21 protein-coding genes and 1 riboswitch are annotated in these 22,241 nt (G+C 71.4%); of the genes, 11 read left to right on the top strand and 10 right to left on the bottom strand.

Annotation, left to right across the window (positions count from 1 at the left end):
- The first annotated feature begins 66 nt into the window (after positions 1–66).
- Entirely contained in the window at positions 67–2,715 is a 2,649-nt protein-coding gene (locus tag FCN18_RS09935; protein ID WP_113641017.1) for a LuxR C-terminal-related transcriptional regulator, read from the top strand.
- Positions 2,716–2,874: 159 nt separating this feature from the next.
- Positions 2,875–5,415 (top strand): LuxR C-terminal-related transcriptional regulator, encoded by a 2,541-nt coding sequence (locus FCN18_RS09940; protein ID WP_137094582.1) that lies wholly within the window; start codon positions 2,875–2,877, stop codon positions 5,413–5,415.
- On the opposite strand, the gene FCN18_RS09945 is transcribed toward FCN18_RS09940, so the two are convergent.
- The 3 genes from FCN18_RS09945 to FCN18_RS09955 all read right to left on the bottom strand — a co-directional run bounded on the left by FCN18_RS09945 (position 5,408) and on the right by FCN18_RS09955 (position 7,448).
- On the bottom strand, positions 5,408–6,241 hold the full coding sequence (locus FCN18_RS09945) for a formylglycine-generating enzyme family protein (protein WP_137094584.1): 834 nt from the start codon (positions 6,239–6,241) through the stop codon (positions 5,408–5,410). The two genes, FCN18_RS09940 and FCN18_RS09945, sit on opposite strands and share 8 nt — an antisense overlap.
- Before the next feature lie 34 nt (positions 6,242–6,275).
- Positions 6,276–6,824 carry a potassium channel family protein gene (locus FCN18_RS09950; RefSeq protein WP_112271590.1) on the bottom strand — a complete coding sequence of 183 codons (549 nt, stop codon included), beginning with the start codon at positions 6,822–6,824 and terminating at the stop codon, positions 6,276–6,278.
- A 171-nt stretch (positions 6,825–6,995) separates the two neighbouring features.
- Positions 6,996–7,448: a DUF7144 family membrane protein gene (locus FCN18_RS09955; protein WP_112271592.1), complete on the bottom strand. Its 453-nt coding sequence runs from the start codon at positions 7,446–7,448 to the stop codon at positions 6,996–6,998.
- A gap of 182 nt (positions 7,449–7,630) precedes the next feature.
- On the opposite strand from FCN18_RS09955, the gene FCN18_RS09960 reads away from it, so the two are divergent.
- The 3 genes from FCN18_RS09960 (at position 7,631) to FCN18_RS09970 (ending at position 9,141) form a co-directional block, all read left to right on the top strand.
- On the top strand, positions 7,631–8,128 hold the full coding sequence (locus FCN18_RS09960) for a DUF1269 domain-containing protein (protein ID WP_112271594.1): 498 nt from the start codon (positions 7,631–7,633) through the stop codon (positions 8,126–8,128).
- Positions 8,129–8,311: 183 nt separating this feature from the next.
- Positions 8,312–8,698: a hypothetical protein gene (locus FCN18_RS09965; protein ID WP_228713830.1), complete on the top strand. Its 387-nt coding sequence runs from the start codon at positions 8,312–8,314 to the stop codon at positions 8,696–8,698.
- A gap of 26 nt (positions 8,699–8,724) precedes the next feature.
- Positions 8,725–8,789, top strand: a riboswitch (guanidine-III (ykkC-III) riboswitch).
- A gap of 37 nt (positions 8,790–8,826) precedes the next feature.
- Complete coding sequence (locus FCN18_RS09970; protein ID WP_112271596.1) at positions 8,827–9,141, top strand: DMT family transporter; 315 nt, start codon at positions 8,827–8,829, stop codon at positions 9,139–9,141.
- An 8-nt stretch (positions 9,142–9,149) separates the two neighbouring features.
- Here FCN18_RS09970 and FCN18_RS09975 read toward each other — a convergent pair whose 3' ends face one another.
- Positions 9,150–9,497 (bottom strand): type II toxin-antitoxin system PemK/MazF family toxin, encoded by a 348-nt coding sequence (locus FCN18_RS09975; protein WP_137094586.1) that lies wholly within the window; start codon positions 9,495–9,497, stop codon positions 9,150–9,152.
- Positions 9,497–9,718 carry a ribbon-helix-helix domain-containing protein gene (locus FCN18_RS09980; RefSeq protein ID WP_137094588.1) on the bottom strand — a complete coding sequence of 74 codons (222 nt, stop codon included), beginning with the start codon at positions 9,716–9,718 and terminating at the stop codon, positions 9,497–9,499. Before FCN18_RS09980 ends, FCN18_RS09975 begins: the two co-directional genes overlap by 1 nt.
- A 79-nt stretch (positions 9,719–9,797) precedes the next feature.
- Between FCN18_RS09980 and FCN18_RS09985 the strand changes: the two genes are divergently transcribed.
- Positions 9,798–10,094 (top strand): hypothetical protein, encoded by a 297-nt coding sequence (locus tag FCN18_RS09985; RefSeq protein ID WP_112271602.1) that lies wholly within the window; start codon positions 9,798–9,800, stop codon positions 10,092–10,094.
- 82 nt (positions 10,095–10,176) lie between these two features.
- On the opposite strand, the gene FCN18_RS09990 is transcribed toward FCN18_RS09985, so the two are convergent.
- Positions 10,177–11,511: an MBL fold metallo-hydrolase gene (locus tag FCN18_RS09990; protein WP_112271603.1), complete on the bottom strand. Its 1,335-nt coding sequence runs from the start codon at positions 11,509–11,511 to the stop codon at positions 10,177–10,179.
- Positions 11,512–11,652: 141 nt separating this feature from the next.
- On the opposite strand from FCN18_RS09990, the gene FCN18_RS09995 reads away from it, so the two are divergent.
- Entirely contained in the window at positions 11,653–12,561 is a 909-nt protein-coding gene (locus FCN18_RS09995; protein WP_137094591.1) for a DMT family transporter, read from the top strand.
- Here FCN18_RS09995 and FCN18_RS10000 read toward each other — a convergent pair.
- Positions 12,558–13,283: a class I SAM-dependent methyltransferase gene (locus tag FCN18_RS10000; RefSeq protein WP_112271607.1), complete on the bottom strand. Its 726-nt coding sequence runs from the start codon at positions 13,281–13,283 to the stop codon at positions 12,558–12,560. The genes FCN18_RS09995 and FCN18_RS10000 overlap by 4 nt on opposite strands.
- Positions 13,284–13,499: 216 nt before the next feature.
- On the opposite strand from FCN18_RS10000, the gene FCN18_RS10005 reads away from it, so the two are divergent.
- On the top strand, positions 13,500–14,198 hold the full coding sequence (locus FCN18_RS10005; protein ID WP_228713832.1) for an alpha/beta fold hydrolase: 699 nt from the start codon (positions 13,500–13,502) through the stop codon (positions 14,196–14,198).
- 232 nt (positions 14,199–14,430) lie between these two features.
- On the opposite strand, the gene FCN18_RS10010 is transcribed toward FCN18_RS10005, so the two are convergent.
- The 3 genes from FCN18_RS10010 to FCN18_RS10020 all read right to left on the bottom strand — a co-directional run bounded on the left by FCN18_RS10010 (position 14,431) and on the right by FCN18_RS10020 (position 16,141).
- On the bottom strand, positions 14,431–14,694 hold the full coding sequence (locus FCN18_RS10010; RefSeq protein WP_112271609.1) for a WhiB family transcriptional regulator: 264 nt from the start codon (positions 14,692–14,694) through the stop codon (positions 14,431–14,433).
- A gap of 93 nt (positions 14,695–14,787) precedes the next feature.
- Positions 14,788–15,690, bottom strand: a complete 903-nt coding sequence (locus FCN18_RS10015; RefSeq protein ID WP_137094596.1) for a ribonuclease Z — start codon at positions 15,688–15,690, stop codon at positions 14,788–14,790.
- A gap of 31 nt (positions 15,691–15,721) precedes the next feature.
- Positions 15,722–16,141: a CBS domain-containing protein gene (locus FCN18_RS10020; RefSeq protein WP_112271613.1), complete on the bottom strand. Its 420-nt coding sequence runs from the start codon at positions 16,139–16,141 to the stop codon at positions 15,722–15,724.
- A gap of 113 nt (positions 16,142–16,254) precedes the next feature.
- Here FCN18_RS10020 and FCN18_RS10025 point away from each other — a divergent pair, with 113 nt between their 5' ends.
- The 3 genes from FCN18_RS10025 to FCN18_RS10035 all read left to right on the top strand — a co-directional run bounded on the left by FCN18_RS10025 (position 16,255) and on the right by FCN18_RS10035 (position 22,007).
- Entirely contained in the window at positions 16,255–17,295 is a 1,041-nt protein-coding gene (locus FCN18_RS10025; RefSeq protein ID WP_206077857.1) for a DNA polymerase IV, read from the top strand.
- Positions 17,296–17,449: 154 nt separating this feature from the next.
- On the top strand, positions 17,450–19,507 hold the full coding sequence (locus FCN18_RS10030; RefSeq protein ID WP_137094600.1) for a DNA gyrase/topoisomerase IV subunit B: 2,058 nt from the start codon (positions 17,450–17,452) through the stop codon (positions 19,505–19,507).
- A gap of 16 nt (positions 19,508–19,523) precedes the next feature.
- Entirely contained in the window at positions 19,524–22,007 is a 2,484-nt protein-coding gene (locus FCN18_RS10035; RefSeq protein WP_137094602.1) for a DNA gyrase/topoisomerase IV subunit A, read from the top strand.
- Positions 22,008–22,241 lie beyond the last annotated feature (234 nt).

Raw genomic sequence — 22,241 nt, forward strand, 5'->3', positions numbered from 1 at the left:
TCGCGGGTGAGATGTCCCGGCCGGTTCCTGGCTTACCGTGGTGGGAGGCGGTCCCTGGAGGTGCGGATGCCGCAGGCGCGGAACGGCGACGGCAGGCGGCGGGTGCCGCGGGTGAAGATCAGCGCGCCCGCCCCACCTCCCGGCCTCGTGTCCCGGCCCCGGTTGCTCGCGCTGCTCGACCATGCCCGTGACACGGTGGCGACGCTGGTGTGCGCGCCCGCGGGCTTCGGCAAGACGTGCCTGCTCGCCGACTGGGCGCGCCGGACCGGACCCGCCTGGGTGTCGCTCGACACCGACGACAACAACGACGGACGGTTCTGGACGGCCGTGCTGGAGGCGCTCGGCCGCAGTCCCGCCGTGCCGGAGCACAGCGCGCTCCGCTCGCTGGCGGTACCGGAGCTGCCCAGCGCCGACCCCGGTTTCCTCGCCGAGGTGGGCAACGCGCTCGACGAGCTGCCCGCGCCAGTGTGGCTCGTCCTCGACGACGTGCAGGAGATCACCGATCCGCGACCGCAGCGCGGGCTCGCGAGCCTGCTGCGGCACCAGCCGTCCGGACTCCGCCTGGTGCTGTCGAGCCGGTACGACCCGCCGCTGCCGCTGGCCCGGCTGCGCCTGCAGGACCAGCTCACGGAGGTGCGGACACACGACCTGAGGTTCTCGCCCGAGGAGGCGGGGGCGTTGCTGGCGGCGGAGGACGTACATCTCGACGCCGGGCAGCGGCGGCGGCTCGTCGAGCAGACCGAGGGCTGGCCCGCGGGGCTGCGGCTGGCCGTGATGTCGCTGCACGGCGCCGAGGACCCCGACCGGTTCCTCGCCGGTTTCGCCGAGAACGACCGCGCGATGGCCGAGTACCTCGTGACCGAGGTGCTGTCCCGGCTGCCGGGGCCGCTGCGCGACTTCGCACGCATGATCAGCGTCTGTGAGGAGGTCACGGCCGGGCTGGCGAACGCGCTGTCGGGCGGAACCGAGGCCGGGCTACGGCTCGACCTGCTCGATCGCCGCTACTCGCTCGCCGTCAGGGCCGGGCAGGGAAGGCACACCTACCGCCTGCACACGCTCGTGCGCGCGCACCTGCTGGCCGACCTGCGCAGGCGGACGCCGGACGAGGCGAGACGCCTGCACGGTGCGGCGTCGGACTGGTTCGCTGCCAACGGCGGACCGGTGCAAGCGCTCGTGCACGCCACCAGGGCGCACAGCGTCGAGCGGCTGACCACGCTGCTGCGCGACCACGCCGTCGAGCTGGTGCTGACCGGCGAGCACGAGCCGCTGCGCCGGGCGCTGGGGGTGCTCGGGGACGAGCGGATCGAACGCAGCGACCTGCTGGTCCTCGTCACGGCACTGCTGTGGCTGGAACACGGCGACCTCGTCTCGGCGGAGCGGTATCTCGCCTCCGTCGACGGGTCACGCGGGCTGGAGGCGCTGCGCGGGCTCGTCCGGTCGAGGCAGGCCCAGTTGCGGGGCGACCCGGGCGGCATCCTGCGGGCGAGCGAGCAGCTGGCCCGCCCGCGTGGTCCGGGGCTCGACGCGCTCGCGCTGCTGCACCGGGGCACCGCGCTGCTCGTCGTGGGGCAGGCGAAGACGGCGGAGGCGCAGGTGCGGGCCGCGCTCGGCACGGCGACGGACAACGGCCAGCTCTACGTCGTGACGCAGTGCCTGACTGTGCTTGCGTCGGTGGCCGCCGCGAAGGGTGACCACCGCGAGCTGGGCAGACTCGCCGAGGACGCGGACGAGCGCAACGTGGCGCACGGCTGGGAGGACACCGTTACCGGTGTGACCGCGTGCGTGCTCAGGGCCTACGACGCGCTGCTGCGGGCCGAACCGCGCGACTGCGTGTACCACGCGGGTCGCGCCGAACGACTCGTGCGGGCCCGCGCCGCGGGCGGGGAGTCGGGCCTGTGCGTGCTCGCGGCGGCACTGGCGGGCGCGGGCGCGTTCGAGCTGGGTGAGCGCGCGGAAGGCCTGCGCCGGATGGGGGAGGCCCGCATCGCGTCATCGGATGAGGGACTGCCTGCCGCACAGGTCGCACTGTGCGCGGTGCTGGAGCAGCGGGCCGCACTGCAGCTCGGCTGGACCGAGGCCGCGAGGGACGTGCTGCTGTGGTGCGAGGGCCCGCTGTCCGGACACGGGGAGCTGGCGTTGCTACGGGCTCGTGCGCAGCTCGCGCTCGGCCGGTACGACTCGGCCGACCAGGCGTTGCGGCCGCTGCTGAACGGCTATCTGGCACCGGCCGTGCCGTGGTCGGCCGTCGAGGCGCGCCTGGTGGAGACCGCTCTCGCCTTGCGCGCGGGCGACCGCGGCCGCGCGCGCAGGGCACTGGTCAGGGCACTGGCACTCGCCGAGTCGATGGCCGTGCCGTTCCCGCTCGTGTCGGCGGATCCCGCGGTGGTGGAGCTGCTCACCGCGCAGCTGGGCAGGCTTGGTGCGGCGGAACGGTTCGCCGCGCGCGTGCTCGCCACCCGTGCGGCGCTGCTGAGCCCTGTTCCGGCGTCGGCGCTGCTGACCGAGCGCGAGCGTGGGGTGCTGCGGCTGCTGCCTACCCTGCGTTCGTTCGAGGAGATCGCCGAGGACCTCACCGTCTCTCCCAACACGGTGAAGACCCACGTGCGCGCCATCTACGCGAAGCTCGGAGTGCGCAGGCGGCGCGACGCCGTCGAGGCCGCCGCGGAACGCGGGTTGCTGGATCCACAGTGGAGGGTCCACGCGGACGGCGGCTAACGGGTTGGCCTTTCGCTTGCCGTGGAGGCATTCGGCCCTACCGGATAGGGCCCGATGCCACTGGAGATCGGGCGCACGCCGAATAGTCTGGTCGGCGTGGGACCGGACGGTCACAACGGGCGGCCGCGGCCCCGGTATCTTTCCCGGGCGAAAACCGCTGTGCCGCAACTACCCGCCGGCTTCGTCGCCAGGCCCGCGTTGCGTGAACTGCTCGGTCGCGCAGCGGTCACCAGCGTGTGCGCACCGGCGGGTTACGGCAAGACACTGCTGCTCGCCGACTGGGCGCGCGCGGGCAACGAGCGCAGGACGGCGTGGGTCCGGCTCGACTCCGACGACAACGACCCGGACCGATTCTGGTCCTCTGTGCTGACCGCCCTCGCACGATGCGCGGCCGTGCCCTCGGACAGCGCCCTGTGCGGGCCCGTTCCTCCGGGAGGCGACACCGCGAGCTCTGTCGCCGAGGTCGTGAACGCCCTTGACGAGCTGGCCGAACCCGTGTGGCTCGTGCTCGACGACGTGCAAGAGCTCACGGCCGTGTCGACCCTGCACACGCTCGCGACGCTCGTGCGGCACCAGCCGCCGACCCTGAACCTGGTGTTCGCGGGCCGGTCGGAGCTGCCGCTGCCGTTGCCACGGCTACGCGTCGAGGGCAGGCTCACCGATCTCACGGCGGCCGAGCTGCGGTTCTCCGCCGAGGAGGCCGACACGCTCCTGCGCTCGGCCGGGGTCACGCTCGACGCCGGGGAACTGGCCGCGCTCGTCGAGCAGACGGGCGGCTGGGTGGCCGGACTGCGGCTCGCCGCGCGGTCGCTGCCCGCCGCGCCCGACCGGGAGGCGTTCCTGGCCGGGTTCGCGGGTGAGGACACGGCCGTCGCGGACTACCTTGGCGACGAGGTGCTCGGCAGGCTCACCGACGACGTGCGGGAGTTCCTGAGCGCCATCAGCGTGTGCGAAACCGTGACGCCGCCGCTGGCCGGGGTGCTGTCCGGGAGGGCCGACGCCGGGGTGCTGCTCGACGAGCTCTCCGGCAGGCGCGCACTCGTCACGGTCGCGCTGGCGCGCCAGGCCGGGTACCGCGTGCATCCGATGCTGCGTGAGCACCTGCGGGCCGGGCTGCGGCGGCAGCGTCCGCAGCAGGCCGCCGCTCTGCACACAGCCGCCGCTCACTGGTTTGCCTCACACGCGCGCCCGCACGAGGCGATCGACCACGCCGGGCGAACCGAGGACGCCGCGGTGGTGGCGGATCTGCTGCGGGGGGAGGCCGTCGGGCTGCTGCTGCGCGGCGACCTGCGCGCCGTGCGGGACGGTCTCGCCGTGGCCGGTGCGCAACGTGTGCGCGCCGACGCCTCGCTGAGCCTGGTGGCGGCGCTCGCCGACGTGGAGGCGGGAGAACCGGCCTCGGCGGAGTCGGCGCTCGCCGACAGCGAGGCGGCGTGGCCCGAACACCCCGGCGCGGAGCTGGAGTCCCTGCGAAGCCTGGTGCTCGCCACCTACGCGCTCCTGTGCGGCCGCGCGCCGGGCGAGGTGAAGCCGGGCGGGGCACCGGCGACACGGCCGTGGGCGGCGCTGCTGTCCGGCTGCGGCCTGCTCCACGCCGGGGACCTCGCGGGCGCGCGGCGTGGGCTGGCGGAGGCCCTGCGGTCCGCGCGGGAGCGGGACCTCGGTTACCTCGCGATGCACTGCCACACCGCACTCGGCGCCGTGTCGGCGCTGGAGGGTGACTACGCGGAGATGGCGGGCTCGTGCACGGCAGCCGTCGCGATCGCGGCCGAGCACGGCCTGGGTGGCTCCCCGCTGCTCGCGCCCGCGCGGTTGATGCTCGGGTTCGCCGCTCTCCTCCGCGCCGATGCCCGTGCCGCCCTGCGGCATGCCGCAGAGGCTGCGGGTGCCGCGGGGGAGTTGCCGCAGGCGAGGCTGCGGTTCCTCATCGACGCACTCACCGGTGCCGCCGTCGCCGACCGGGGTCGGCACGCCGACGGGCTGCGGCGGCTGCACGACGCCCGCACCGAGCTGGGCGCGGTGACCTTGCTCCCGCAGCCCGCCGCGCTGGCCGCGCTGGTGGAGTACCGAACCGCGCTGCGGCTCGGGCGGCAGGCACACGCTCGCGACGCGCGCACGTGGCTGCTCGCGCGCATTTCCGGGCCCACCGAACGGGCGCTGCTCACCGCGTGGTGGCAGGCCGCGCACGGCGAGTTCGCCGTGGCGCGCCGCACGGCGGAGGCCGTAGCCGAGGGGGACCGTGGCGTGCTCGGTGACCTCACGAGGGTCGAGGCGCGGCTGCTGGAGACCGCGCTGGCGCTCGGGACCGGGGAGCGCACGCGGGCGCGGCGGTGCCTCGCCTCGGCGCTCACCCTCGCGGAGCCCGCAGGTCTGATCCTGCCCTTCGCGCAGGCGGAGCCGACGGTGCGGCAGCTGCTCGCCGACCAGCTCGGCGGGTTCGGTACGGCCGGACCGTTCGCTGAACGGGTGCACCGCGCGCTGGCCGAACGGGAGGGCGCGCACGCCGAAGGGCTGCTCACCGGGCGGGAGCACGTAGTGCTGGCCCGGCTCGGCACGCACCAGTCGCTGTCGGAGGTCGCCAGTGCGCTGTCGGTGTCGGTGAACACGGTCAAGACCCACGTCCGCGCCATCTACGGCAAGCTCGGCGTCAACAACCGGCGGGCCGCGGTGGTCGCCGCCCGCGAGCTGGGTCTCACGTGACCCCGGCCGCGAGCCGGAAGCCGATGTTGCCCGCGCTCGTGGCGGGCGAGCAGGAGCTGCGTGCGGCGCAGCGGAAGCGCCAGCAGTAGGAGCCGTGGCAGAGGTAGGAGCCGCCGCGCATCGCGCGGTGCCCCGGCCGGGTGGAGCCGAAGCGGTTGACGCACCACTCCCAGACGTTGCCCGTCATGTTGTGCAGGCCGAGGCCGTTGGGCGGGAACGCCGTGACCGGAGCGGTGCCGACGAAGCCGTCCTCGCCCGAGTCGTGGCGCGGGAAGCGGCCCTGGAAGACGTTCATGCGGTGCTCGCCGTGGGGGGTCAGCTCGTCGCCCCACGGGTAACGCGCGCCGTCGAGCCCTCCGCGTGCGGCGTACTCCCACTCCGTCTCCGTGGGCAGCCTGCCGCCCGCCCATCGGCAGTACGCGCGGGCGTCGGCCCACGATACGTGCACGACCGGGTGCGAGCCCCTGCCCGCGAGCCCGGAGCCGGGACCCTCCGGCCGACGCCACGCCGCGCCGGGAACCCGTCTCCACCACGGCGCGCGCGGGAACGGCAACGTCGGCGGGTGGTCCGGCGGCAGCAGGCCGGCGAACACGAACGACCAGCCCTCCCGTTCGGCCGTGGTCAGGTAGCCGGTCTCCGCGACGAACGCGGCGAAGTCGTCGTTGCTGACGGCGTGGGCGGCGATCCGGAAACCGGCGATACGGCGCACGCGTGGCGGGCCCTCCCGGTCGCCCGGGTAGCGGTCCTCGTCGGAACCCATCGTGAAGGCGCCCCCCGGCACGGGCACGAGTCCGTCCACGGCCATTGTCGGCACCGGCTCGCTCATGCCGCGATCGTCGGGCGCGACCGGCCCGTCACCCTCACCCACCACGGATGGGCTCGTCGTCGTGCTCGTTGGTCCTGCGCTGCACGGCGACCCGCACGGCGCTCACCACGAGCCTGGCGACCACGCCGACGGCGACGAGCCCCACCACCATCTGCGCCGTGGTGAGCAGCCGAGCGAGCTTGCTGACCGGGGCGATGTCGCCGAAGCCGACCGTGGCGAAGACGGTGACCGTGAAGTACAGCGCGTCGCTGTGGTCGAGCCGTTCGGTGAAGCTGGCGGGCCACTCGGTGGAGATCACCACATAGACCGACGCGAACACCACCAGCAGCAACGGCAGGCTGACCGCGATCGTCTGCACGCCGCGCACCACGGGCATGGGCGCGGTGAGGATGCCGCGGATCTGCCAGGTGACCAGCACGCCGAAGGCCCCGAGCCCGAGCGCGAACCACAACCAGGTGGTGACGTCCGGTGTCGTGTCGAGCGGGGCGAGGTAGTAGACCGTGACGAGTGCGACCACGACGCACGTCGACCGGAACAGCGCCAGCGTGGCCTGGCGCCTGCGCTCCGACCGCGCTCGGCTCATGGCGGCTCCGTGACTTCCGGGGCAAGGGCACGTACCGGGTGCGGCGCCCGACCGCACGCACCCGGTACCCCTCCCCGCTGTGCCACCCGGCCCTCCACCTGTGCCGGGAGACGTTGCCACCGAGCCATTCCCGGTTCTCCGCTGTCGTCACCCGCTGCGGGTGAACCGGTCTCAGCTCGGGACGTTGTCGCGTTGCAGCTCCCGTCCGTGCACGACGATCGCGTAGATCACCAGCACGTTGACGGCGATGACGACGAGCGACCACACCGGGTAGGCCGCGATGAAGGCGAGGTTGATGATCGCGCTGAGCCCGGCGAGGATCACGCCGACGATGCGGGCGACCTTGTTGCCGGTCATGAGCCCGAGCGCGGTGAGCACGGCGACAACGCCGAAGCCGAGGTGCAACCAGCCCCACACGTCGTAGTCGACGTTCACGACGAGCCCGTCGGCGCCGACGAGGTAGTAGCCGTCGTCGAAGATCGCGACGAGGCCCTCGATCGCCTGGAAGAACCCCACCAGCAGCAACATCACCCCGGCGAAGATGATCCAGCCGGTCCAGCCGCTCCAGCTGCCGGCATAGTCGCCGCGAGTGGCTCCCCTTGTGGTGTGTGTGTATTCGGCCATGACCTTCTCCCGTCTGCGAGCGGCCCTCTTGGCTCCCATCGTCACGCCGGGGTCCGCCCGTGCCTCATCCGCGAAGGATGAACATGCTCGCCCGTCGCGGGTGATGCCGGGCGCGTCCGGATCGGCGGACAGTGCGGGTTCCGGCCCGTGTCGCGGCCGGTGGACCTCGAGGAGGCAGGGAGATGGGCACCTTCACGGTGTGGAAGTTCGACTCGGCCGACGGCGCCGCCGACGCGCTCGCGCTGCTGGAGCGGATGCAGAAGGAGCAGCTGATCCAGATCAACGACGCGGCCTACGTCTACTGGCCCGAGGACGCGAAGAAGCCGAAGACCAAGCAGCTGCACCACCTCGCGGGCAAGGGCGCGCTCGGGGGAAGCTTCTGGGGCCTGCTGTTCGGCCTGATCTTCTTCGTGCCGCTGCTGGGACTCGCCGTCGGTGCCGCGGTCGGCGCGCTGAGCGGGGCGATGACCGATGTGGGCATCGACGATGACTTCATCCGCAAGGTCCGCGAGGACGTCACTCCGGGTACGTCGGCGCTGTTCGTGATGTCGTCGCACGCGGTGGTCGACAAGGTGCTGGAGGAGTTCCGCAACACCGGCGCCACGCTGATCTCCACGAACCTGTCCACCGACCAGGAGACCCGCCTGCGCGCGGCGTTCGCCGAGAGCGAGCTCGTCTAGCCCGGGGCGCCGCACAGGGCCGGAAAGGCCCTGTGCGGCAACGACTTTTCCGAAGGCGCTGCGGTCCGGTCCCACGGGGTGACCCGCGCCTCTCCGGTTGTCCGCCTGATCGAGTGATCGCGGAGGGTCCCGGTTTCGATACCCTCGGTGATGCCCTTGCTCGCTCTGTGTGGAGGTTCACCGGTGAGGTTTTCCCTTCGTTCCGCCGTTTTCGTCGCCTGCGCCCTGCTGGCCGGCCTGTTCGTGTCGGCCCCGGCCGCGAGCGCGGCGGTACCGGATCCGAGTCCCGCGCTCGTGCACGCCTCGACGCAGAACGCCTGCAAGCTCAACGTCAGAGCCGGGACCGATGTCGGCTCACCGGCACTGACCACGCTGACGTGCGCCAACTACACGACGTGCGTCAACGCCGCGTCCGCCGAGCAGCCCTGCGGGCCGTACATCCAGGGCGGGGGCTACACGTGCGTCGGGGCCAACGGCTCGCAGGTGACCGACAACCGCTGGGCCGAGGTCGCCTGGCGTGCGCCGGAGCGTTCGTACGTGGCGGTGGCGTGCGCCGCTTTCCGGTTGTAGCGCCGATTCCGCGTGCTAGCGTGGTGGCCGGTCGTGTTCTTCACGGCCCCGGACGAGCGCGTCGTACCCGGTCATGCGAAGACGGCGCAGTGATGTAGTCGGTATCGCATTACTGCGGAGGGATCGTCATGGCGTGGATCGCGCTCATCGTGTCCGGTCTGTTCGAGACGGTGTGGGCAGCGGCGCTGAGCGCGTCGCGCGGCCTGTCCAAGCCAGTGCCCAGCATCGTGTTCGGCGTCGCGCTCGTGATCAGCATGGCCGGCCTCGGCTACGCGCTGCGGACGCTGCCGGTGGGCACCGGGTACGCGGTGTGGGTCGGCGTCGGCGCGATCGGCACCGCGGTGTACGGCATGGTCGCGATGGGCGATCCCGTCTCAGCGGGCCGGATCACCTGCCTGGTGCTGATCGTCGCGGGCGTCGCCGGGTTGAAGATCCTCCACTGAGGACGGTTTCAGATCCCCAGGTGCAGCCGCAGCGCGTCGTCGATGGCCCGCACGAGTTGCGGGCTGAGGCGGCCGAGCTTCGCGCCCAGCCGTTGCACGGCGATCGAGCGCACCTGCTCGGCCTGTGCCTTCGAGTCGCGTTCGAGCCCGGCCTCGCCGGCGCTCAGCAGAACCTGGAACGGGTAGACGCGGTGGGTGCTGGAGGTGAGCGGCACGACGGTGACCACGCCGCGGCGGAGCCGCTCGGCGGTCGAGTTGGCGCCGTCGTTGCTGACGATCACCACGGGGCGGCGCTTGTTGGTCTCCGCGCCGCGGGCCGGGTCCAGGTCGGCGAGGTAGAGGTCGCCCCTGCGCATCAGCGGGGCAGGCCGTCGGCGGTGGCAGGCTCCCAGGCCGCCGCCTCGCCGGCCTCCTCCCACTCGGCCCACGCGTCGGCGTAGGCGTCGCCGAGCTGGGTGGCGCGCAGCAGCTCGACGGCCCGGTGCAGCGCCGCGGAGCGTGAGCCGATGTCGTGCTCACGGGCGTAGCTGTCGAGGAACTCGACGTCCTCGGCAGGCAGGCTTACGCTCATTTTCATACTTCGATGCTACTCCGGGTGGGAAAGAGGTAGCAAGCGCGGCCGGTTAGTGCCGAGGGCGTGTGGGGTAACCGCGATCATGTCCCGCGACGACCAACCCCTTGACCTCGGCGAGACGGAGCTGTCGGCTCAGGACGAGCGGCGCGTCCGCCGTGAGCACGACCTCGACCGCCCCGGCGTCTTCGACGAGCGCAACGCCGTCGACGAGCGCGCCGCCGAGCGTGCCGAACTGTGGCCGGAGGAGGCAGCGGTCGGCAGCGCCGACCCAGAGGCACAGGCCCGCGAGGTGCTGCGTGACTCGGACCTGCGCACCGAGGTTCCCGAATCGGCCCCCGACAGCTTCATCGAGCGCCGCAAACCCGACGAGACGACGTAGCCCTCGCCGTCTGCAGTGAAGGCCACCTTCACTGCGTTGAACGCAGTGAAGGTGGCCTTCACTGCGGATGGGACCCCGCGGGCTAGGCGGCCGCGTTGGCGTCGTAGTCGTCGTTCACCGACACGACCCTTCGGCCTGCCGCGTCGAGGAGCGACGCGGCGATCGCCGCGCGGTAGCCGGACTTGCAGTGCACCCACACCTCGCCGTCGGGTACGTCGTCCATACGCTCCAGCAGCTCGTGCAGCGGGATGTGGACGGCGCCCTCCAGGTGTCCCTCGTCCCACTCCTGTTGACGCCGCACGTCGAGCACCACCACTGGGCGGTGGTGCCGCACCTGCGCGAGGTCGGCGAAGCAGCCGGTGGGGAACGAGCGCAGCTCGTCGTCACCCGCCCACTTGCGGACATCGCCCGTGGCCGCCGCCTCGAGCCGGTCGATGCCGATGCGCGCCAGCTCGCGCTGCGCGTCGGCCACCTGCTCACTCGTCTCCCCGAGCAGCGTCACCGGGCTACCCCACGGAAGCAGCCAGCCGAGGTAGGTCGCGAAGCCGCCGTCGATGCCGAAGTTCAGCGTGCCCGCGACGTGCCCGGCCGCGAACGCCGTCCGGTGCCGCAGGTCGACGACCCACTCGCCCGCGTCGATCCGCGAGCGCAGCTCGGCGGCGTCGGCCCGCTGCGGCGGCGTCAGGTCCGCGGCATCAGGGCCTGCGATGTTGACCGGTCCCATGTGCGCGTAGTACGCGGGGTAGACGTCCAGCCCCGCGAGCAGGGTGCGCACATAGGATTCCTGGTCTTCGGTCAGGGCGGGGTTGATCCGCTTCTCCCTGCCGATCGTGGACGCCTCGCCGGAGGTGGGCGTGGACGAGCAGAAGCTGCCGAAGCCGTGCGTGGGGTACACGCGGGTCTCGTCGGGCAGCTCGGCCGCGAGGCGCCGCGCGGAGGTGTACTGCGCGTGCACCAGCTCGCCGGTGTGGGCGGGGCCGAGCAGGTCGGGCCTTCCGGTGGAGCCGAACAGCAGCGAACCGCCGGTGAACACGGCGGGCACCTCGCCGGGCGAGGTGAGCGCGTACGCGAGGTGGGTGAACGTGTGCCCTGGCGTCGCCAGCGCCCGCACGCGCAGTGCCGGGCCCACCTCCACCACGTCGCCGTCGCTGATCGGCTCCCGCTCGAAGGTCACCGGGTCGTCGGCGTTGACGTGGTAGGCGGCGCCGGTGAGGCGCGCGAGCGCGAAGCCACCCGTCACGTAGTCGTTGTGGATGTGGGTCTCGAACACGTGGGTCAGGCGAACGCCCCGGTCTTCGAGCAGCGCGAGCATCCGGTCGATGTCGCGCTGCGGGTCCACGGCGAAAGCCACCTCGCCGTCGTGCACCAGGTAGCTGCGGTCACCCAGTGTGGGCGTGTCGACAGCGATGATCTCCATCTCGTGCTCCCTCCTCACCCGTCTTTCTAGCCTGAGTGGCGCCGCTGTGCCAGGGCCGGAGGTCTCCGGTTTCCTGTCGCCCGGAAGCGGGTACCAGGACGAGATGTCTCTCGGTCGGGTCGCCTCCGTGAGGCCGTCGCCATGGCCCTGACCGTCGTGCTGGCGGTACTCGCCGCGCTCGCCAACGCCACCGCCTCCGTCCTGCAGCGCAAGGGCGCGCGACGGCAGGCCGACGGCCGGTCGATGTCGGTCGGCACGCTGTGGCACCTCGCTCATGACGCGTTCTGGCTGGCCGGGGTCGCCACGATCCTCACCGGTTTCGTGCTGCAGGCGGCCGCGCTGGCCACGGGTCCGATCACCCTCATCCAGCCGCTGCTGGTCACGGAGCTGGGCCTGACGCTCGTGCTGTCGAGCTTCCTGCTGCACACCCGCCTGCGCGCGAGGGAGTGGTCCGCGGTGGCGGGTATGAGCGCGGGTATCGCGTTGCTGCTGGTCTCCCTGCGGCCGAGTAGCGGGAAGGTCAACGACGTCCCCATTACGTCGTGGCTGCTGGGGGCCGCAGTGACACTCGCCGTAATCGGGACGCTCGTGGCGATCGGCTACCGGTACCGCGGCACGCACAGAGCGGCCTACCTCGGCGTCGCGAGCGGGATGTACTTCGGGTTCCTCGCGGCGCTGGTCTCCGGGATGACGGCGGCCTTCGCCGACGGCATCGGCGGGGTGTTCGGCGCGTGGCAGACCTACGCGGTCCTCGTCGTGGGGCCAACGGGGTTCCTGTTGCTGCAGAACACGTTGCGCGCCGGCAGTCTCGTTGCCTCGCAACCGGGGCTGACGCTCGCGAACCCGCTCGTGTCCATCGGCTGGGGCGTGGCGGTGTTCGGTGAGCACGTGCAGGGCGGCGGCTGGATCGCGGGCCAGGTGATCGGCGCCGCGCTCATCGCCGCGTGCACGTTGCTGCTCGTGCGCTCGCCGCTGCTCCAGGGCGAGTCAGGGGAGCCGGGCGAGTCCGAAGTGGATGAACCTGCTGAGCCGCCCGGCCTGCCCGCCTAGCCCGCCTTGCTCGCGACGCACAGCACCGACTGCCCGAACGGCACCCGTACCCGCTTCTCGATGGCCTTGGTGACGGGCACCACGAACCGGTCGTACGCGGCCACGAGCCTGCGGTCCGGGGCGCCGGCGCCACCCTTGCGCACCGCCGCCCACCACGCGAACGCGCCGAGGAAGTTCACCGGTCGTGCCACCCGCACGGTGAGGCCGGCGGCCCGCGCCGCGGCCGAGACGGTGTCGGGCGTGTACCGGCGGAAGTGGCCGACCTTGCGGTCGAAGTCGCCGTACAGCTGCTGGTAGCCCGGTACGAAAAGGATGATGTTGCCGTCGTCGGTCACCGACTTCGCCAGGCACCGCAAGGCATCCACGTCGGCCTCGATGTGCTCCAGCACGTTGATCGCCACCAGCGACTCCACGGGCTCGGGCAGCACTGAGGCGCCGTCGATGTCGAACTGCTGCACCTCGACCTCACTCCGGTGGGCGAACCGCTGCTTCATCTGCTGCACCGCTTCGGGGTCGACGTCGGTCACGACGTAGCGGTCCAGACCGGTGAAGCCGTCGGCGAACTCACCCAGCCCGGCGCCGACCTCCAGCACCGAGCGGCCACAGTGCGGGCGGATGAGCTCTCGCTGGTAGGCCAGGTACCTCGGCTTGCCGTTGTCGCTTTCGAGACTGCGGCCCGTCGCCGCGTTGAATGCGCCCTGTCCCTGCTCGTCGTCTGTCACGCGACCTCCGTCTTGTGCGAGCCCTCGCAAGAGGCGGGAAGCGGGTGACTGGGACGCAACCGTTCCGGCAACGACGACAACCTGCCCCGCAAGCAGGGCGATTTGTGGGTTTTGTTCAGATTTCTTGCCAGCGTAGACGACGTTGCGGACCGGCGAAAGCCGCCCAATCGTAACCGGCGTGTCGCCAGAGTGATCGACCCGGTGCACACTGTACTCGTGACGCGGCCGACGATCGTTCTCGTACACAGCCCGCTGGTCGGACCGTCCACGTGGACGGGGTCCGCAGGGCCATTGCGGGACAAGGGGTTCGGCGTCGTGGTCCCGGCGCTCGCCGCCGTTGTGGACGGTGAGCCGCCCTTCTACCACCGGATCGCCGAGACGGTCGCAGGGCAGGTGGAGAATCGGCCGGTGGTGCTCGTCGGCCACAGTGGCGCGGGCGCGCTGCTGCCCGCGATCGCCGACGCGGTGCCGGGTGAGGTACGTGCGGCCGTGTTCGTCGACGCGATCCTGCCGCACCCGGGCGAGGACTGGTTCACGACCGCGCCGCCGGAGCTGGGCAGACGACTGGAGAGCCTCGCCGTGGAAGGGCGGCTTCCGCCGTGGCACGAATGGTTCCCGCCCGGAGCGCTGACGGCCATGTTCCCCGACCCCGAGACGCACCGGCGCTTCGTGGCGGAACTGCCGAGGGTGCCGCTGGCCTACTTCGCCGAGCGCGCGCCCGAGGCGGAGCGCTGGCCGCCACCCGCGTGCGGGTACGTGCGGCTCAGTGAGGCGTACGACGCCGTGGCCGACGAGTGCGAACGCCTCGGCTGGCCGGTGCACCGGGTGGACGCCAACCACCTGGCGATGCTCACGCGGCCCGGGTTCGTGGCAGGGCTGGTCGCGAGGGCCGTCACCGAACTCACCGGCGAATGACGCACGACAACGGCTCCCCTCGCGCGAATGCGAGGGGAGCCGTTGCCGGAGGAATGCGGCCGATGCGCACGGTCGCCTCTCGGCGAAAGGCACGACGCGGCTCCAGCCGAACGGTATTCCGCGAAGGCAACAGGGGTGAGGCCCGGGGGACACTGTGCGCATCGACCAGCTTTTCCAACGTCGGCGACATCGCCGATGTTCCCTTTTTCCGGTGAGCTGACTCACCGGAGAATCACGCCGCGCGTGGCTGGCCTGCCGCGCGGTTCCGGCGCACGAGAGCGCGACGCTCGCGCTCGGTCGTGCCACCGAAGATCCCGTAGTCCAGACCACTCTCCAGTGCGTAACGCAGGCACTCCGCCCGCACCGGGCAGCGCGCGCAGATCGCCTTCGCCTGCGCCGTCTGCTGCGCACCCGGACCCATGTCGGAAACCGGGAAGAACAGCTCGGGATCCTCGTCACGGCAGGCGGCACGCTCCGACCACTCGAAGATGTCCATGGTTGTGCCGCCCTCCTTTCCAGCGGGGATTCACCTGCCCCGAAAACGGGCAAGCATGTCTTGAACGCCGACCGGTGGAAAGCTATTCCGTTCTCATCGGCGCTTCGGCACGGCGACCCGGGTGAGGTCCTCCGCCACCACGATCTTGCCGTCGAATACCTCGGCCGCTTCGTCGTGAAACCTGTTCGGCTCGGTATAGCGCTGCGAGAAATGGGTGAGCACCAGCGTGCGCACCCCGCACTCGGCGGCCACGCGCCCGGCCTGCGCCGCCGTGAGGTGCCCGTACTCGCTCGCCAGCGCGGAGTCCTCGGCGAGGAACGTCGACTCGATCACGAGCAGATCGGCACCCTCTGCGAGCGCGAACACGCCATCGCAGAGCCGGGTGTCCATCACGAAGGCGAACCGCTGGCCAGGCCGGTGGACGCTGACCTCGGCGAGCGAGACCCCGCGCAGGTTCCCGGTGCGTTGCAGCTCACCCACGTCCGGTCCGCTGACTCCGTGGCGCGCCAGCAGCTCGGGCACCATGCGCCTGCCGTCCGCCTCGACCAGCTGGTAGCCGAACGCCTCGACGGGGTGGTCGAGTCTGCGGACCCGCAGCTGCCCGAACGGCCCGGTCGCCAGCGTGCCCTCGGCCTCGATGGGCTCCTCCAAGACCTCGGCGACCTCGTGGAACGCGCTCGCGTAGCGCAGCCGCGCGAAGAAGTCGCTCCCGGAGGCGGGGTAGTGGGCGCGCACCGGCCTGCGGACACCGTCGAGCGAGAGCCGCTGCACGATGCCGGGCACGCCGAGGCAGTGGTCGCCATGGAAATGCGTGAGGCAGATCCGGGTGATCGCGCTCGCCGGAACGCCGGCGAACAGCAGCTGACGCTGGGTCCCCTCGCCGGGGTCGAACAGCAACCCCTCGGAGTCCCAGCGCAGCAGGTAGCCGTTGTGGTTGCGGGTACGGGACGGCGCCTGGCTGCCCGTGCCCAGCACCACGAGTTCGCGGACCGACACGAGCAGACCCTATGCCGGTCCCGTGATCCGGTCAGGTGTTTGCCGGGGCGGCGCTGATGGTGCCGAGCGCGGAGTCAGGGTCACGTTCCACCGCCGCGTCACCGATCGACAGCATGCCGACGGGCCTGCCGTCCTCCAGCACCGCGATGCGGCGCACGGCGTGCTCGCGCATCCTGGCGATGGCGTTGCCCGCCTCCTCGTTCGGCGAGGCCGTCACCAGCCGCTCACTGCACACCGACCGCAGCGTGCAGTTGGAGAGATCCGCGCGATCGGCGAGCCCGCGCACCACGATGTCGCGGTCCGTCACGATCCCGCACACGTCGTCGCCGTCGAGCACCAGCACGCTGCCGATGTCCTGGTCCCGCATCATCCTGGAGGCCTCGTGCACCGGGGTGTCACCGGAGAGCGTCACGGGACGGTCGGTCATGAGCTCGCGAACCAGCTGAGCCATGGGCTCCTCCTCACTCGTGTTCTCTCGTGCCTGCATCCACCGCCTACCCGCCGCCTCCCGGTCCCTATGCATCTCACTGGCCAGGAATTCGCCGAGGGCACATACTGGACACCGTGACCACGCCGTCTACTTCGGACTGGGTGCTGCACGTCGACCTCGACCAGTTCATCGCGGCGGTGGAGATCGCGCGGCATCCGGAGCTGAAGGGCAGGCCGGTCGTCGTCGGGGGTCAGGGCGACCCCACCCAGCGCGCCGTGGTGGCCACCGCCTCCTACGAGGCCCGCGAGTTCGGGGTGCACTCGGGCATGCCGTTGCGCACGGCGGCCAAGCGCTGTCCCGACGCGGTGTTCCTGCCGTCGGACCCGCCCGCCTACGAGGCCGTCTCCGAGCGGGTCATGGCCGCGCTGCGCGAGCTGCCGGTGGTGGTCGAGGTGATGGGCTGGGACGAGGCGTTCCTCGGCCTCTCGACGGACGACCCCGAGGCGTTCGCCGCCGAGGTCCAGCGAGCCGTACGCGACGAGACCGGCCTGTCGTGCTCGGTGGGCATCGGGGACAACAAGGCCCGCGCCAAGATCGCCACCGGGTTCGCAAAGCCGGCCGGGATCTACCGGCTCACCAGCGAGAACTGGGTGCCTGTGATGGCCAACCGGCCCCCGGACGCGCTGTGGGGCATCGGAGGCAGGACCACGAAGAAGCTCGCTGAGGTGGGCATCACCACGGTCGGCGAGCTCGCCGCGGCCGACCCGGAGCAGCTGGCGGCCCGGTTCGGGCCCACGATGGGCCCGTACTTCCGGATCCTCGCGCACGGCGCCGGCGACCGGGAGGTCACGGCCACGCCGTACATCGCCCGCTCGCGCAGCAGGGAGACGACGTTCCAGGAGAACCTCACCGACCGGGCCGAGATCGAGCAGAAGGTTCGTGAGCTGGCTCGCAGGGTCGCCGAGGACGTGCTGGCCGAGGGCAGGCCCGCGGCGCGGGTGGGGGTCAAGGTGCGGTTCGCGCCGTTCATCACCCAGATGCGAAGCGTTACCCTGGAGCACCGGACCAGCGATGCCGCCGAGCTCGAACGGGCCGCGCTGACCGTGCTGAACCGTTTCGAGCTGAGCAGGCCCGTCCGGCTGCTCGGCGTCCGCGCCGACTTCGATCGCACGTGAACCTGATCACATCGGCCGTCGTCCCTGGCCGGGCCGACGGCGAGGCTCGTGCGGAAATGTCGGGTGGGACGGATACCGTGCACTACGGTGGTTCGCTGGTCGGGCCGCACTTCCGGCACGATCCGGCGTTTCGAGATCTGGGAGAGAGCACCCTGTGACTGCTTCTGCTGAGACCCTCTACGGGGCCGACGACCTGACCCACCTCGAGGGGCTGGAAGCGGTTCGGAAGCGGCCCGGCATGTACATCGGGTCCACCGACAGCCGCGGCGTCAACCATCTCTTCACCGAGATCGTCGACAACTCCACCGACGAGGGCGTGGCGGGGCACGCGACCAAGGTCGTGGTCACGCTGCACGCCGACGGCAGCGTCGAGGTGGAGGACGACGGCCGGGGCATCCCCACCGGCGTGCACGCCAAGTCGGGGCTATCCGGCGTCGAACTGGTGCTCACGCGCCTGCACGCGGGCGGCAAGTTCGGCGGCTCGGGCTACAAGACGTCGGGCGGCCTGCACGGTGTGGGGGCCTCCGCCGTCAACGCGCTCTCGTTGCGGCTCGACGTCACCGTCAAGCGCGCGGGCAAGGTCCACGAGGTGTCCTTCGCGCGCGGCGTCGCCGGAGTCTTCGACGGCAACGGCCCGAAGGCGAAGTTCACGCCGCAGTCCGGGCTGCGCCTCGTGCGGAAGATGAAGCGCGGCGAGTCCACCGGCACCACCATCCGGTACTGGCACGACGCCCGCTACTTCGAGACCGGTGCCGCGCTCGACGTCGAGTCCGTGCGCATGAAGCTGCGCAACACCGCCTTCCTCGTGCCCGGCGTCACCTACGTGCTGCGCACCGCGACCGACGGCGCCATCAACGAGGAGACGTTCCACTACCCCAACGGCCTCACCGACATGGTCGAGTTCCTCGCCCCCGCCGGGGACAAGGCCGTGTGCGGCACACTCGTGATCAACGGCGACGGCACGTACAAGGAGAACGCCGCCGACGAGAACGGTGTGATGAAGTCCAATGTGGAACGCCACGCCGAGGTGGAGATCGCGCTGCGCTGGGGAACCGGCTACGAGCGCACCGTCGAGTGCTTCACCAACACCATCCGCAACGTCCACGGCGGCACCCACCGCAAGGGCTTCGACCGCGCGATGGTGAAGGCACTGCAGGAGGCCATCTCCAAGACGCGCGGCCTGCTCAAGCCCAAGGAGGAGATGCCGACGCTGGACGACGTCGGAGAGGGCATGACCGCCGTGATCCACGTGCGCATCCCCGAGCCGCAGTTCACGTCGCAGACCAAGGACGAGCTGTCCACCGCCGGCATCACCAGGGTGCTGCAGGGCATCGTGGAGAAGCACGTCAAGGCGTGGACCGAGAACCGAAAGACCAAGGCCGAGGCCAAGGTCGTGCTCCAGAAGATCGTCGACGCCTCGCGGGTGCGGCTGGCGCAGAAGCAGCAGAAGGACGCGGCCAGGCGCAAGACCGCGCTCGAGGGCGCCGCCATGCCGCCGAAGCTCGTCGACTGCCGCACCACCGGCGTCGCCCGCAGCGAGCTGTTCCTCGTCGAGGGGGACAGCGCGCTCGGCTCCGCCCGGCAGGCCCGCGTCTCCGAGTACCAGGCGCTGCTTCCGCTGCGCGGCAAGATCCTCAACGTGCAGAAGGCCGGTCTCGGCGACGCGCTCAAGAACGCCGAGATCTCGTCCATCGTGCAGGTGCTCGGCGCCGGCACGGGGCGCACGTTCGACCTCTCCACCATGCGTTACGGCCGCGTGATCCTGATGGCCGACGCCGACGTGGACGGCTCCCACATCCGAACGCTGCTGATCACGCTCTTCGCGCGGTACATGCGGCCGGTGATCGAGGACGGCAGGCTCTACGCCGCGATGCCGCCGCTGCACAAGGTGGTCACCAAGGGGCGCAAGGAAGAGACGCACTACACGTTCACCGAACGGGAGATGCAGACGAAGGTCGCCGAGCTGGAGAAGGCCGGCCGGACCGTCAAGAAGCCCGTGCCCCGGTTCAAGGGCCTCGGCGAGATGGACGCCGACGAGCTCTGGGAGACCACGATGAACCCCGCGACGCGTTCCGTTCGCCGCATCACGCTCGACGACGTGGAGGCCGCGGAGGCCGCGCTCGAGCTGCTGATGGGGGAGAAGGTGGAGCCCCGGCGCAACTGGCTCATCTCGTCGGCCGCCCGCGTGGACCAGGCCGCGATCGACATCTGAGGATAGGTAGAAACCGATGGCACGCCGCAAAGGCACGATCACCCGGGTCGATCCGGCAGCGTTCGACCAGGCCGGTGCGAACGTCTACGACAACTCCGTGAAGACCGAGATCGAGGACTCCTACCTGGAGTACGCGTACTCGGTCATCCACTCGCGCGCGCTGCCCGACGCGCGCGACGGCCTCAAGCCCGTGCACCGCCGGATCCTGTTCTCCATGAACGAGAACGGCTACCGGCCCACCCACGCGTACGTGAAGAGCTCGCGCGTGGTCGGCGACGTGATGGGCCGCTACCACCCGCACGGCGACACCGCGATCTACGACGCGATGGTGCGGCTGGCGCAGGACTTCTCGATGAACGTGCCGCTCATCGACGGGCACGGCAACTTCGGCTCTCCCGACGACGGGCCCGCCGCCTCGCGATACACCGAGGCCCGGATGTCGCCGGAGGCGATGCTGCTAACCGGCGAGCTCGGCGAGGACACCGTCGACTTCCGGCTCAACTACGACGGCTCGCTGGAGGAGCCGTCCGTGCTGCCGGCCGCGTTCCCGAACCTGCTCGTCAACGGCACCTCGGGCATCGCGGTCGGTATGGCGACCAACATGATCCCGCACAACCTGAGCGAGGTCATCGCCGCGGCGCGCTGGCTGATCAATCACCCGAACGCGTCGCTCGACAAGCTCATGGAGTTCGTCCCCGGTCCCGACCTGCCGACCGGCGGGATGCTGCTGGGGCTCGACGAGGTGCGCAAGGCGTACGAGACCGGCCGCGGCGTGGTCCGCATGCGCGCGAAGGTCGAGACGGGCCCGATCCAGGGCAGCAGGCGCCAGGGCATCACGGTCACCGAGCTGCCGTACGGCGTCGGGCCGGAGAAGGTGATCGAGAAGATCACCGAGGAGATCAACAAGTCGAAGCGTCTCACCGGCATCGCCGACGTGAAGGACCTCACCGACCGCGAGAACGGCACGCGGCTCGTGATCGAGTGCAAGGTGGGCGTGAACCCGCAGGCGCTGCTGGCCGATCTGTACCGGCTGACGCCGCTGGAGCAGTCGTTCGGCATCAACAACCTCGTGCTCGTGGACGGCCAGCCGCGGACGCTCGGGCTCAAGCAGTTGCTGGAGGTTTTCCTCTCGCACCGGTACGAGGTCGTCACCCGGCGCACGCGATACCGCAAGCGCAAGCGGGAGGAGCGGCTGCACCTGGTCGAGGGTCTGCTCAAGGCCCTGCTCGACATCGACAAGGTCATCCGGCTGATCCGGCAGAGCGACAACGCGCAGGCCGCCAAGGAAGGCCTGATGAAGCGGTTCAAGCTGTCCGAGATCCAGGCCACCTACATCCTCGACACGCCCCTGCGCAGGCTCACCAAGTACGACAAGATCGAGCTGGAGGAGGAGCAGGACAGGCTGCGCGCGGAGATCGCCGAGCTGTCCCGGATCCTCGAAGACGAGTCGGTGCTCAGGAAGGTCGTCTCGCAGGAGCTCGCCAAGATCGCCAAGGACTTCCCGACCGAGCGGCGGACGGCCCTGATCGACGGTGACCTCAAGGAGGTGCTCGCCGCCTCGAAGCCGGCCGGGCCGCTGGAGGTCGCCGACGACCCGTGCCAGGTGATCCTCTCGGCGACCGGCCTCGTGGCCAGGACCGCCGCCGAGTCGGAGGAGGCCATCGAGAGCAGGCGACGCAGCGGGCGCGTGAAGCACGACGCCGTGTCCGCGGTCGTGCACACCACCGCGAGGGGCCAGGTGCTGCTGGTGACCAGCGCGGGGCGGGCGTTCAAGGTCGACGTGCTGCCGCTGCCCGTACTGCCGGAGCAGGTCGGCACCGTGTCGCTGCGCGGCGGGATGGCCGCGCGCGAGCTGGTGCCGCTGGAGAAGGGCGAGCGTGTGGTCGGCATCGCGCCGCTGGGGGAGAAGGCGGCCGGTTCGCCGGGGCTCGCGCTCGGTACGCGGCGTGGTGTCGTGAAGGTGTGCGCGCCGGAGTGGCCGGTGCGGTCCGACGAGTTCGACGTCATCGGGCTCAAGGACGGTGACGAGGTGGTCGGCGCCGCGTGGCTCACCGATGGTGAGGAGACGCTGGCGTTCCTGTCGTCGACGGCGTCGCTGCTGCGGTTCTCGGCGTCGCTCGTGCGGCCGCAGGGCCTCAAGGGCAGTGGCATGGCGGGCATCAACCTCGGTGCCGACGCCGAGGTGGTGTTCTTCGGCGCGATCCGGACCGACGACGAGGAGCACGGCGAGCCCATGGTGGTGACGGCGACCGGGCAGACCGTGAAGATGACCCCGTTCGCGGAGTACCCCGCGAAGGGCAGGGCGACGGCAGGCGTGCGGGCGCACCGGTTCCTGAAGGGTGAGCAGGGGCTCACGGTGGCGTGGATCGGTCCGCGCCCGGCGGGAGCCATGAAGAACGGCGACCCGGTGGAGCTGCCCGAGGTGGACCCGCGCCGAGACGGCTCCGGTGCCGCCCACCCGGGCCCCGACGTGGTCGGCCACCTGGTGGAACGCGGCTGACGCCGCGCGAGTCCCCCGCCCCGGCGCGCGAGTCCCGCGCTCAGGCCCGCGAGTTGCCCGCTGGGGCCGGCGAGTCCCCCGCTCCGGCGCGCGAGTCGCCCGCTGGAGTCGGCGAGTCCCCCGCTCAGGCCCGCGAGTTGCCCGTTCGGACCGGCGAGTTGCCCGTTGGGGCCGGCGAGTTGCCCGTTGGGGCCGGCGAGTTGCCCGTTGGGGCCGGCGAGTTGCCCGTTGGGG

This window comes from Prauserella endophytica, from assembly GCF_005146945.1.
Taxonomy (GTDB): Bacteria; Actinomycetota; Actinomycetes; order Mycobacteriales; family Pseudonocardiaceae; genus Prauserella_A; species Prauserella_A endophytica.

Coding starts and splice junctions, on each gene's coding strand:
- FCN18_RS09950 (WP_112271590.1), bottom strand. CDS start 6,824: ATGAGCCGAGCGCGGTCGGAGCGCAGGCGCCAGGCCACGCTGGCGCTG.
- FCN18_RS10035 (WP_137094602.1), top strand. CDS start 19,524: ATGGCACGCCGCAAAGGCACGATCACCCGGGTCGATCCGGCAGCGTTC.
- FCN18_RS09970 (WP_112271596.1), top strand. CDS start 8,827: ATGGCGTGGATCGCGCTCATCGTGTCCGGTCTGTTCGAGACGGTGTGG.
- FCN18_RS09985 (WP_112271602.1), top strand. CDS start 9,798: ATGTCCCGCGACGACCAACCCCTTGACCTCGGCGAGACGGAGCTGTCG.
- FCN18_RS10020 (WP_112271613.1), bottom strand. CDS start 16,141: ATGGCTCAGCTGGTTCGCGAGCTCATGACCGACCGTCCCGTGACGCTC.
- FCN18_RS09975 (WP_137094586.1), bottom strand. CDS start 9,497: ATGCGCAGGGGCGACCTCTACCTCGCCGACCTGGACCCGGCCCGCGGC.
- FCN18_RS09990 (WP_112271603.1), bottom strand. CDS start 11,511: ATGGAGATCATCGCTGTCGACACGCCCACACTGGGTGACCGCAGCTAC.
- FCN18_RS09995 (WP_137094591.1), top strand. CDS start 11,653: ATGGCCCTGACCGTCGTGCTGGCGGTACTCGCCGCGCTCGCCAACGCC.
- FCN18_RS09960 (WP_112271594.1), top strand. CDS start 7,631: ATGGGCACCTTCACGGTGTGGAAGTTCGACTCGGCCGACGGCGCCGCC.
- FCN18_RS09945 (WP_137094584.1), bottom strand. CDS start 6,241: ATGAGCGAGCCGGTGCCGACAATGGCCGTGGACGGACTCGTGCCCGTG.
- FCN18_RS10010 (WP_112271609.1), bottom strand. CDS start 14,694: ATGGACATCTTCGAGTGGTCGGAGCGTGCCGCCTGCCGTGACGAGGAT.
- FCN18_RS09955 (WP_112271592.1), bottom strand. CDS start 7,448: ATGGCCGAATACACACACACCACAAGGGGAGCCACTCGCGGCGACTAT.
- FCN18_RS09935 (WP_113641017.1), top strand. CDS start 67: ATGCCGCAGGCGCGGAACGGCGACGGCAGGCGGCGGGTGCCGCGGGTG.
- FCN18_RS09980 (WP_137094588.1), bottom strand. CDS start 9,718: ATGAAAATGAGCGTAAGCCTGCCTGCCGAGGACGTCGAGTTCCTCGAC.